A 10,323-nucleotide genomic window follows, 5' to 3' on the forward strand; every position below is an offset into this window, starting at 1 on the left:
CAGGGCCGCCGACACGCCGACGCCCCGGTGCCGTTCGGCCCGGGGCGTCGGTGCGGGGGGAACGGGTCAGACGACGCGCGGGTCGGACTCCTGGGTGTCGTCCTCGGGGATGTGGACGTCCTGGACGGTCACGTTGATCTCGGCGACCTCCATGCCGGCGATGTGCTGGATGGCGTCGGCGACGGCGGAGCGCACGTCCTCGGCGACCTTCTGCAGCGGCGCGGGGTACTCGGCGACAATGGTGATGTCGGCGGCGACCTGGCGCTCGCCGACCTCGACCTTGACGCCCTGGCCGCGGTCGTCGTTGCCGATCGCACTGCGGATGGCGCCGATCGCTCGGGCCGCTCCTCCGCCGAGGGCGTGGACGCCCGGGACCTCGCGCGCGGCGATGCCGGCGACCTTGGCGATGACGCCGTCCTCGATCACGGTGCGCCCGGATCCGGTGCTGGTCTGACGGGTGGTGGTCGCGGTGGTCTCGGCCATGGTCTCCTCTTTCGCTCGGGGCCCGATCGCTCGATCAGGCGGGGTATGCAGGTAGGACGCTCCGTCGACGCCGAACGTCACGGTCGGATCCGGCCCGCCCAGGCAACTGCCAGAGAGGAGGGCCGGGCCGGGCCGGTCCTCTCAGGAACGCGGTCGACGCTCGTCGATTCGCCCTCGGCCCGGTGCTGTGGTGGCATGGAGCCGTGACCGACGCGACCGCCCCGCAGGTGCCCCTCCCCGATCGGACGGCCGCGCGCATGCGCCCGCGCGCCCTGCTCGTCCTGGCCCTGATCGGCGCGGTCGGCGGGACCCTGTCGGGCGCGTTCGGCGTCGGCGGCGGGATCGTGATGGTGCCGATGCTGATCGCGTGGGCCGGGATGGACCAGCGCCGCGCCTCCGCCACCTCGCTGCTCGCGATCGCTCCGACCTCGGTCGCCGGAGCGTTCGGCTACGCCCTCGCCGGCCAGGTCGCCTGGGTCCCGGCGGCGGTGATCGCGGCTGCGGCGATGCTCGGGGCGGTGGCCGGATCCTGGCTGCTCGCGCGGCTGCCTCTGGGCGTGCTGCGCTGGATGTTCGTGGCGCTGCTCGTGGCCGCGGCGGTGCGGATGGCCGTGTTCGGCTCGAACGACACCGGCGACGTCGCCGAGGGCTGGGGCGTGTGGCCCGGATTCGCGGGGCTCGGCATCGGGATGGGCGTCGCCTCCGGCCTCTTCGGCATCGGCGGCGGAGCTATCGCCGTGCCGGTCCTGGTCGGCGCCTTCGGGCTCGCGGACCTCCTGGCCAAGGGCACCTCGCTCGCCGCGATGATCCCCACGGCGGTCACCGGCTCGATCGCGAACGCCCGGCGCGGCCTGCTCGACGTGCGCGCGGGCCTCGTGGTCGGGCTCACCGCGACGGCGTTCTCCTTCGCCGGAGTGGCGCTCTCCTTCCTCCTGCCGGCGCGCGTGTCCGGGATCCTCTTCGCGGTCCTCCTCCTGCTCGCGGCGGTGCAGCTCGCCCTCCGCGGGCGGCGCCGCTGAGCCCTGCACGACGCGGACCCCCGCCGTCAACGCCCTGTCCGATCCGTCGCAGACGCTCGTAGCGTCGTCGCGATCGGGCGCAGGCCCGGAGGGGCGGGAGCACGATGGACCAGCAGCAGCAGCGCGATCAGCAGCACCGGCAGCAGCGGCGAGGGGGCGGCGCGAGCCTGCACCGGGACGTCGCACCTGCACGCGGCCGACGAGCCGCTCGCCGCGCAGCCCTACTCCTACCGCCGCCAGCGCACGCCGTTCGTGTACCCGCTGCTGCACCCCTCCGCGATCCCGGTGCTCGGAGCGATGGCCCGTGCGGGCGCGCTCGCGGTGCCGCCCGTGCACGGGACCCTGCCGCTGACCGCCGGAGCGGTGCTCGACGTGCCCGGATCGCCCCGCGTGCTCGCGACTCCGGGGCACACCGACGGGCACGTCTCGCTGCACCTGCCCGAGCGCGACGCGGTGATCGGCGGAGACGCGCTGGTCACGCTCGACCCCTACTCCGCGCGCACCGGTCCGCACCTGGTCGCGCGCGCCGCCACCGCCGACACGGCGCAGTCCCTCGACTCGCTGCGGGTCCTCGCCGGGGCCGGGGCGCGGACCCTCCTCCCCGGCCACGGCGCGCCCTGGCGCCTGGGCGTCGCGGCGGCGGCCGAGCTCGCGGCGCGGACGCCGATCGCCTGGGGCAGGCTCCGCAGGCCGCTCGGACGCCGGTGGCCTGCCTCTCCGAACGACCCCGCCCCGCAGCCGTGACACCATCGGAGGTGATGTCGATCCCCGGTCCCGCATGAGCGCGGTCAGCTACCAGGCCGCGTCGATCCCCCTCCGCCTGGCCAGCGCCGGCATGGTCGTCGCGCTCCCCGTCCTCGCCGTCGAGCGTCTCGGCGACGTCGCTCTCGGCGGCGCCCTGACCGGAGCGGCGCTCTTCCCCGCCGTGATCGCCGCACCGCTCGTGGGAACGGTGCTCGACCGGGTCCGCCGCCCCCGCCGGCTCCTGGTCGGCGCCGCGCTCACGACCGCCGTCGCCTTCGCGGTCGCCGCCTTCCTCGGCGAGGTGCCGACGCCGCTCATCGTGGTGCTGCTGCTCCTCGCGGGGCTCGCGACGCCCGTCTACATGGGCGGCATGTCGAGCTTCGTCACGAGCGCCATCCCGGAGCCGCGCCGCGCCTACGCGCAGGACTCGCTCTCGTACACGGTCGCCTCGATCAGCGGGCCGGCGATCGTGGGCCTCGCGGTCGGAGTCGGGGGAGCGCGGACCGCGATGCTCGTCATGGCGGTCCTCGCCCTCATCGGCGTCGTCGGATCGCTCGGCCTGGCGATGGAGGCCCGTCCGGCGCCGACGGTCGGCGTGCTGCGGACGATCGTCGCGGGCGTCACCCACCTCGTGCGGCACCGTCCGATCGCGGTGGTCACCTCGGCGGGCACCCTCAGCCAGGTCGCGGGCGGAGCGGCGGGAGTCGCGGCGATCAGCCTCTCGGTGGAGCGGCTGGGCAGCACCGACGCCGCCGCGTGGATCCTGACCGCCTTCGCCGTGGGCGGCCTGCTGGGCGCGCTCGCCGTGGCGGCCCGCCGCTGGACCCGCCGTCCGCCGGCGTGGACCATGGGCGCCGCCTACATCGCGACCGGCGCCGTCCTCCTGATCGCCGTCCCCGACCTGGGCATCGTCGCGGCGGTCGCCGCCTTCGCGGTCGCGGGCGTCTTCACGGCCCCCTCGAACGCAGCGATGCTGCTGCTGCGCGACCAGGAGAGCCCCGCCGCCGTCCGCTCGCAGGTGTTCACGATCGGCGCGGGGCTGCGCTCCGCCGCAGCGGCAGTCGGCGCTGTGCTGGCGGGAGCGGCGTCCGGCCTCGGAGCCTCCTGGCTCGTTGCGGGGATCGCCGTGGTCTGGATCGGCTCCGGCCTGCTGCTGCGGCTGTTCCCCGCGCGCGACCGCGACTGACCCGGGCCGAGCGCGGAGCGCTCGGCGGGACCGGCACCGCCGCGCGCGGAGATCGCGATCAGGCCGCGACGCCCGCCAGCGTGCCCGTGCTCGGCCCGTTCGGGTCGGTGATCATGCAGTTGATCGTCCGGTCGCCCGTGCCCCAGCTCTCGGCGGTCGGGTAGTAGTAGCTGAAGTCGTACGCCGAGTCCTGGTAGCCGATCCCGGTGAACGACTCGAACGCCGTGACGCAGTCGGTCTCGGCCTGCTCCGTCGCGACGGACTCGCCCGGGTACTCGTCGGCGTCGGCCATCGTCAGGTTCTGGAACACCTCGTAGACGTGCGGGTCGGTGCAGGGCACGGTCGGCACGTCGGTGACCTCGGTCGCCTCCTCGCTGAGCTCGCCGTTCAGGCAGTCGCCCACCCGCAGCTGGAAGACGTCGGTCGTCCCGCCCTCGGTGATCTCCCCGGTCTCGTCGTCGCGGGTCTCGCCTCCCATCAGGCCGTTCAGGCCCGAGCAGCCGGTCAGGCCGAGGGCGAGGGCCGCGCCGGCGGCCAGGACGAGGGCGGTTCTGCGGCGGTTCATGGCGACTCCCGGGATCTTCGGCACGGAGGTGTTCCTGTGACGGCTCCCAGGCTAGGGGTGCAGGGCATCCGTCCCGAGGGGGATGCACTCGATCCGGATCTCCACTTTCCGGAGTAGCGGACGCTCAGCCCGGTCCGGTCGAATGGGGTCATGGCTCAGAAGACGGTCGCAGACCAGCTCATCGCTCAGCTCATCGACGCCGGCGTCTCCCGCATCTACGGGATCGTCGGGGACTCGCTGAATCCGATCGTCGACGCGGTGCGCCGCAGCGGCGGCTCCGAGAAGGGAGGCATCGACTGGATCCACGTGCGCAACGAGGAGGCGGCCGCCTTCGCCGCCGGCGCGGAGGCGCAGCTCACCGGGCGCCTCGCCGTCTGCGCCGGCAGCTGCGGCCCCGGCAACCTGCACCTCATCAACGGCCTCTACGACGCGCACCGCTCCTCCGCCCCGGTGCTCGCCATCGCGAGCCACATCCCCAGCAACGAGATCGGCTCGTCCTACTTCCAGGAGACGCACCCGGACAGGCTCTTCGTCGAGTGCTCGAACTACCGCGAGCTGATCTCGACCGCCGCCCAGGCGCCGCGGGTCGTCAACGCCGCGATGCGCAGCGCGGTGGCGCTCCGCGGAGTCGCCGTGGTCACCCTCCCCGGCGACATCGCCGAACTGGAGGCGGTTGACGGCTTCCCCGCGTTCGTGCTGCCGTCGACGCCCGTCCTGGTCCCCGCCGACGCCGACGTCCGCGCCCTCGCGGCTGCGATCGACCAGGCGCGGACCGTCGCGATCTTCGCGGGCGCCGGAGTGCAGAACGCGCACGACGAGGTCGTCGCCTTCGCCGAGCTGGTGGGCGCGCCCGTCGGGCACAGCCTGCGCGGCAAGGAGTGGATCCAGTACGACAACCCCTACGACGTCGGCATGACGGGCCTCCTCGGCTACGGAGCGGCTCACGCCGGCATGCACGACGCCGACCTGCTCCTCCTCCTCGGCACCGACTTCCCCTACGAGCAGTTCCTCCCCGACGCCTCGAAGGTCGTGATCGCTCAGGTCGACAGCGACGCCTCGAAGCTCGGGCGCCGCGTCAGCGTCGCGCACCCCGTCCACGGCGACGTGGCGGCGACCCTCACCGCGCTGACCCCGCTCGTGCAGCGGAAGGACCACCGCTTCCTCGACAAGACGCTGAAGAAGCACGAGAAGCTGGTCACCGGAGTCGTCGGGAAGTACACCGAGGTCGGGACGCGCAGCCCGATCCACCCCGAGCTCGTCGCGTCCACGCTCGACGGCCTGCTCTCCGAGGACGCGATCGTCACCGCCGACACCGGCATGGGCAACGTCTGGCAGGCCCGCTACATCACCCCCAACGGGAAGCGGCGCCTGCTCGGCTCGTACATGCACGGGTCGATGGCGAACGCGCTGCCGCAGGCGGTCGGCGCGCAGCTCTCGCACCCCGGTCGCCAGGTCGTCTCGCTGAGCGGCGACGGCGGGCTCTCCATGCTGATGGGCGAGCTGGTCACGGTCGCCGCCTACCGGCTGCCCGTGACGATCGTCGTGTTCAACAACTCCACCCTCGGGCTGGTGAAGGTCGAGATGCTGGTCGACGGCTTCCCGGACTTCGCCGTCGACGTGCCGATGGTCGACTACGCGAAGGTGGCGGAGGCGATCGGCATCCGCGGCATCCGCGTCGAGGACCCGCGCGACGTGGAGGAGGCCCTCCGCTCGGCGCTCGCCGACGGCGGCCCGGTCCTCGTCGACGTGGTGACGGATCCGCTCGCCCTCTCGCTCCCGCCCACGATCACGGGCGCGCAGGTGAAGGGCTTCGCGCTGGCGGTCTCGAAGATCGTGATGAACGGAGGAGCGGGCGAGGCCGTCGCGCTGGCCCGCACCAACATCAAGCACGCTCTCCGATGATCGACGCCCGGGCGCTCGCGAGCGGCACCTGGTTCGTCCGGGGCTCCTCGCTGCCGCTCTGGCGCTCGCGGTCGGGGGTGGCGATCACGTACGCGCCGCTCCCGACCGGCGGGATCGGCGACGTCGTCAGCTGGCGCGGCCGCACGCGCTCGCACTACGTGGTCGGGATCGACACCCCCGACCCGCACGATCCGTCCGGCTTCCGCTGGCGCGGCGTCGAGCCGCTGACCCTCCTCGCCCGCAGCCGCTGGTCGTTCGTCGCCGCCGACGAGGAGGCGGGCTGGGCGCTCACCCGCTTCGCCCGGACGCCGTTCACGCCCGCCGGCGTCGACGTGTACGTCCGCGAGCCGCACCCGGCCCGCGGCGTCCTCGCGGCGGCGCTCGCCGCCTGCGCCGCCGACCCGCGCACGTCCGCGCTGCGCCCGCGCCTCTTCGAGGTCGCGCCCTGACTCCTGAGCGCGCGCTCTCCCGTGAGGCGTCACGAACGGTCGCCACCCCGCCCGGATGACGACCGTTCGCGATCCCTCGGCGAGCTGGTGCGCGCATGTGTGGGCGCGTCACTCGCCGAGCGTGATCGCCTGCGCCTCGACGAGCTCGGGCTCGGGCTCGTGGGCGTCGGCGCGGGCCAGGGTGCGGCGTCCGAGCAGCACGATCAGCGCGGCGACGGCGACGGCTCCCGCCGCGGCGTACATCGGGAAGGCCGGCGAGATCGCGGCGGCCAGGGCGGAGGCGGCGGGCGGGGCGATCGCGCCGCCGAGGAAGCGGACGCCGGAGTAGGCGGACGAGGCGACGGAGCGGGGCAGGTCGGTCGCCTCCATCACGCACTCGGTGAGCACCGTGTTGACGACTCCGAGCAGCAGGCCGCCGACGATGATGCAGACGATCAGGCCGACGCGCGACGAGATCACGAGGCCGCCGGCGATCAGGTCGAGCGCGAGCAGCAGCAGCACCGAGCGCAGCACGACGGTGCGCGGGAGGCGCCGGGTGAGCAGCGGAGCGACGAACACGGAGGTGATCGCCACGCCCAGGCCCCAGCCGAAGAACGTGAAGCCGAGGCCCATCTCGTCCAGCCCGAGCGGGTAGGGCGTGTAGGCGAGCAGCACGAAGAAGCCGATGTTGTAGAACAGGGCGGCGCCCGCCAGCGTGCGGATGGCCGGGACCTTGAGGGCCGCGAAGGGCGCCGAGAGCGGAGTCGGAGCGGGCTTGGGGCCGTCCTCGCGCAGGAGCGTCGCGATGGCGATGAAGCCGACGGCCATCAGCACGGCGGTCCCGAAGAACGGACCGCGCCACGAGACGCTGCCGAGGAGCCCGCCGAGCAGCGGGCCGACGGCGATGCCGATGCCCAGCGCGGCCTCGTAGAGCACGATCGCCGCGGAGGAGCCTCCGCTCGCCGCGCCGACGATGGTCGACAGGGCGGTCGAGATGAACAGCGCGTTGCCGAAGCCCCAGCCCGCGCGGAAGCCGATGACGCCCTCGACGCTGCCCGCCGTGCCGGCGAGCGCGGCGAACACCACGATCAGCACCAGGCCGATCATGAGGGTCTTCTTGGCGCCGATGCGGCTGGAGAGCCAGCTGGTGAAGAACATCACGACGCCCGTGATGACGAGGTAGCTCGTGAAGAGCAGCGAGGTCTCGGTCGGAGTCGCCTGCAGGCTCTCGGCGATGGCCGGGAGGATCGGGTCGACCAGGCCGATTCCCATGAAGGCGATCACCGCGGCGAAGGCGACGGCCCAGACGGCCAGCGGCTGCTTCAGGATCGAGCCCTGGGCGGGCGAGTGGGGGGAGGTGGTCACGGCGTGGAGCCTTTCTCGGGGGAGGAGGGGACGGGGGTGCCGGCGATCCGGGCGACGCGGGCCTCGACGAGGGTCGCGGCGCGCTCGAGGGCGAGGCGGTCGTCCTCGTCGAGGTCCTCGAACAGCGGGGCGAGGGCGGCCTCGAGGCGGAGCCGGTGCTCGGCGAGGGCGTCGAAGCCGGCGGGAGTGCCCTCGATCAGCCAGGCGCGGCCGTCGTCGGCGTCGTGGACGCGGCGGATCCAGCCGGCCTCGTCGAGCCGGGCGATGATCCCGGTCATCGTCGGCTGGGTGACGCGGACCCGCTCGGCGAGCTCGCCGAGGCGGGAGGGGGAGCCGGTGCGCAGCTCGGCGAGCGTCGACCAGACGGCTCCGGACTGCGCGCCGAGCCCGGTCGCGCCGCTCGCCCGGCCCGCGAACCGCGTGAGTGCGGTAGCGGCGGAGGCGAGACGCACGGGGGCACTGGAATCGGGCACGAGAAACAATATAGCACGCCTATGTAGTTCAGTGGAGGGCGCTCCGAGTCCGCCCTCCATCGGGCGCGCTCACTGCCGTTCTCCTCCGCTTCTGTGACAGGATCGTCCGTATTCGCGCGTCCGCTCCCGCGATCACCGACGGAAAGAGAAGTCATGTCCCCCAGCGAGCACGACGTCGTCGTGATCGGAGCCGGTGCCACCGGACTCACCGCGGCGCTCCGGCTGCAGCAGCACGGACTCGACGTCGTCGTCGTCGAGGCGCGCGAGCGCGTGGGCGGGCGGCTCGAGACCCGCGTGGTCGACGGGCAGCTCCTCGAGCTCGGCGGCCAGTGGGTCTCGCCGGACCAGACGGCGCTCCTCGAGACCCTCGACGAGCTCGGCCTCGGCACCTACTCCCGCTACCGCGAGGGCGAGAGCGTCTACATCGGCGCCGACGGCTCCGCTCGCCGCTTCACCGGCGACATCTTCCCGGGGAGCGAGCGCACCGAGTCCGAGATCTCCCGCCTGATCGAGGTGCTCGACCGCCTCGTCGCCGAGACGGATCCGGCGGCGCCGTGGACGCATCCGCTCGCCCGCGACTACGACCGCGTCACCTTCGCCGCCTGGCTGGAGCAGCAGAGCGACGACGAGGAGGCGCGGGCCAACATCGCCCTCTTCCTCGCCGACGCCATGCTCACCAAGCCGGCGCACGCCTTCTCCCTCCTCCAGGCGCTCCTCATGGCCGCGAGCGCGGGGAGCTTCAGCAACCTGGTCGACGCCGACTTCATCCTCGACAAGCGCGTGATCGGCGGCCTCCAGCAGGTCCCGGAGCGGCTCGCCGAGCGCCTCGGCGCCGAGCGCGTCCTGCTCGGGCACCCGGTCCGCTCCGTCCGCTACGGCGACGACGGGGTCGAGGTGCGCGCCGACGGCGTCGTCCTCCGCGCCCGCCGCGCGATCGTCGCCGTGCCGCCGAACCTCGTCGGCCGCATCTCGTTCGACCCGCCGCTCCCGCGCCTGCGGCAGCAGGCCCTGCAGCACCAGTCGCTCGGCCTCGTGATCAAGGTGCACGCCACGTACGCCACGCCCTTCTGGCGCGCCGACGGACTCTCCGGCACCGCGTTCAGCCCGCACTCGCTCGTGCACGAGGCCTACGACAACTCGAACCACGGGGAGGAGCGCGGCACCCTGGTCGGCTTCGTCTCGGACGAGAAGGCCGACCGCGTGCTCGCGCTCGACGAGGCGGAGCGGAAGGGCGCGATCCTCGACTCGCTCGCCGCCTACTTCGGCCCGGCCGCACTCGATCCGGTCGTCTACTACGAGAGCGACTGGGCGTCCGAGGAGTGGACGCAGGGCGCGTACGCCGCGAGCTTCGACCTGGGCGGGCTGACCCGGTACGGCGCGCTGCAGCTGGAGCCGGTGGGTCCGCTCCGCTTCGGCACGAGCGACCTCGCCGCCGAGGGCTACCAGCACGTCGACGGCGCCGTCCGCGTCGGCAGGCGCCTGGCACAGGAGATCATCGACGAGGACGGCGCGACCGCACCGGCCCCCCACCGCGAAGGAGCACAGCCCGCATGAGCACCCACTACGCCGTGATCGACCCGGCCACGGGGGAGACCCTCCGCGAGTACCCGACCCTCGGCGACGCCGAGCTGACCGCGGCGATCGGCTCGGCGCAGGACGCCTACTCCTCGTGGTCGCGAACCGTGCCCGTCGCGACCCGCGCGGCGCTGATCGCCCGCGTGGCAGAGCTGCACGTCGAGCGCGCCGACGAGCTCGCGGCGATCATCGTCCGCGAGATGGGCAAGCCGCTCGACCAGGCGCAGGGCGAGGTCGGCTTCGCCGCCGACATCTACCGCTACTACGCCGAGAACGGCGAGGCCTTCCTCGCCGACGAGCCGATCGAGCTCGCCGAGGGCACCGGCTCCGCGCTGATCCGCCGCGCCGGGCTGGGCGTGCTGCTGGGCATCATGCCGTGGAACTTCCCCTACTACCAGGTGGCCCGCTTCGCCGGCCCGAACCTGGTCGCGGGCAACACGATCCTGCTCAAGCACGCGCCGCAGTGCCCGGAGTCGGCCGCCGCCATCGCCGACATGTTCCGCACCGCGGCCGAGGAGCTGGGTGCGCCCGCCGGCGTCTACGTGAACCTCTACGCCACGAACGAGCAGGCCGCGACCGTCAT

The 10,323-nt window shown here is 73.6% G+C and carries 11 protein-coding genes; 7 read left to right on the plus strand and 4 right to left on the minus strand.

Features of this window, described 5'->3' with window-relative positions; all coding sequences use genetic code 11:
* Positions 1–66: 66 nt before the first annotated feature.
* Positions 67–483 carry an Asp23/Gls24 family envelope stress response protein gene (locus C5C27_RS14980; protein ID WP_104225148.1) on the minus strand — a complete coding sequence of 139 codons (417 nt, stop codon included), beginning with the start codon at positions 481–483 and terminating at the stop codon, positions 67–69.
* Between the two features lie 203 nt (positions 484–686).
* On the opposite strand from C5C27_RS14980, the gene C5C27_RS14985 reads away from it, so the two are divergent.
* The 3 genes from C5C27_RS14985 (at position 687) to C5C27_RS14995 (ending at position 3,432) form a co-directional block, all read left to right on the plus strand.
* Entirely contained in the window at positions 687–1,502 is an 816-nt protein-coding gene (locus C5C27_RS14985) for a sulfite exporter TauE/SafE family protein (RefSeq protein ID WP_104314806.1), read from the plus strand.
* Positions 1,503–1,754: 252 nt separating this feature from the next.
* Positions 1,755–2,246, plus strand: a complete 492-nt coding sequence (locus C5C27_RS14990; protein WP_258066796.1) for an MBL fold metallo-hydrolase — start codon at positions 1,755–1,757, stop codon at positions 2,244–2,246.
* A gap of 34 nt (positions 2,247–2,280) precedes the next feature.
* Positions 2,281–3,432, plus strand: coding sequence for an MFS transporter (locus tag C5C27_RS14995; protein WP_104238981.1), 1,152 nt, complete (start codon positions 2,281–2,283; stop codon positions 3,430–3,432).
* Positions 3,433–3,490: 58 nt separating this feature from the next.
* On the opposite strand, the gene C5C27_RS15000 is transcribed toward C5C27_RS14995, so the two are convergent.
* Positions 3,491–4,021: a septum formation family protein gene (locus tag C5C27_RS15000; RefSeq protein ID WP_104238980.1), complete on the minus strand. Its 531-nt coding sequence runs from the start codon at positions 4,019–4,021 to the stop codon at positions 3,491–3,493.
* A 126-nt stretch (positions 4,022–4,147) separates the two neighbouring features.
* Here C5C27_RS15000 and C5C27_RS15005 point away from each other — a divergent pair, with 126 nt between their 5' ends.
* Complete coding sequence (locus C5C27_RS15005; RefSeq protein WP_104226089.1) at positions 4,148–5,899, plus strand: pyruvate dehydrogenase; 1,752 nt, start codon at positions 4,148–4,150, stop codon at positions 5,897–5,899.
* The gene (locus C5C27_RS15010) at positions 5,896–6,348 is read left to right on the plus strand and encodes a hypothetical protein (protein WP_104225142.1); all 453 of its coding nucleotides are present in this window, start codon (positions 5,896–5,898) and stop codon (positions 6,346–6,348) included. Before C5C27_RS15005 ends, C5C27_RS15010 begins: the two co-directional genes overlap by 4 nt.
* A 108-nt stretch (positions 6,349–6,456) precedes the next feature.
* Here C5C27_RS15010 and C5C27_RS15015 read toward each other — a convergent pair whose 3' ends face one another.
* Entirely contained in the window at positions 6,457–7,692 is a 1,236-nt protein-coding gene (locus C5C27_RS15015) for an MFS transporter (protein ID WP_104225140.1), read from the minus strand.
* Positions 7,689–8,165: a MarR family winged helix-turn-helix transcriptional regulator gene (locus C5C27_RS15020; RefSeq protein ID WP_181133559.1), complete on the minus strand. Its 477-nt coding sequence runs from the start codon at positions 8,163–8,165 to the stop codon at positions 7,689–7,691. Before C5C27_RS15020 ends, C5C27_RS15015 begins: the two co-directional genes overlap by 4 nt.
* 153 nt (positions 8,166–8,318) lie before the next feature.
* Between C5C27_RS15020 and C5C27_RS15025 the strand changes: the two genes are divergently transcribed.
* Together C5C27_RS15025 and C5C27_RS15030 are read left to right on the plus strand one after the other, a co-directional pair.
* The gene (locus tag C5C27_RS15025; RefSeq protein ID WP_104314808.1) at positions 8,319–9,719 is read left to right on the plus strand and encodes an NAD(P)/FAD-dependent oxidoreductase; all 1,401 of its coding nucleotides are present in this window, start codon (positions 8,319–8,321) and stop codon (positions 9,717–9,719) included.
* The coding region (locus C5C27_RS15030; RefSeq protein WP_146079709.1) for an aldehyde dehydrogenase family protein at positions 9,716–10,323 on the plus strand (608 nt) is incomplete at its 3' end. The genes C5C27_RS15025 and C5C27_RS15030, both read left to right, overlap by 4 nt.

The sequence above is a fragment of the Rathayibacter sp. AY2B7 genome, assembly GCF_002931635.1.
Taxonomy (GTDB): Bacteria; Actinomycetota; Actinomycetes; order Actinomycetales; family Microbacteriaceae; genus Rathayibacter.

What these genes read in the sequence shown, in the direction of transcription:
- C5C27_RS14980 (WP_104225148.1), bottom strand. Translation starts at nt 483, where the DNA reads ATGGCCGAGACCACCGCGACCACCACCCGTCAGACCAGCACCGGATCC.
- C5C27_RS15025 (WP_104314808.1), top strand. Translation starts at nt 8,319, where the DNA reads ATGTCCCCCAGCGAGCACGACGTCGTCGTGATCGGAGCCGGTGCCACC.
- C5C27_RS14995 (WP_104238981.1), top strand. Translation starts at nt 2,281, where the DNA reads ATGAGCGCGGTCAGCTACCAGGCCGCGTCGATCCCCCTCCGCCTGGCC.
- C5C27_RS15005 (WP_104226089.1), top strand. Translation starts at nt 4,148, where the DNA reads ATGGCTCAGAAGACGGTCGCAGACCAGCTCATCGCTCAGCTCATCGAC.
- C5C27_RS15010 (WP_104225142.1), top strand. Translation starts at nt 5,896, where the DNA reads ATGATCGACGCCCGGGCGCTCGCGAGCGGCACCTGGTTCGTCCGGGGC.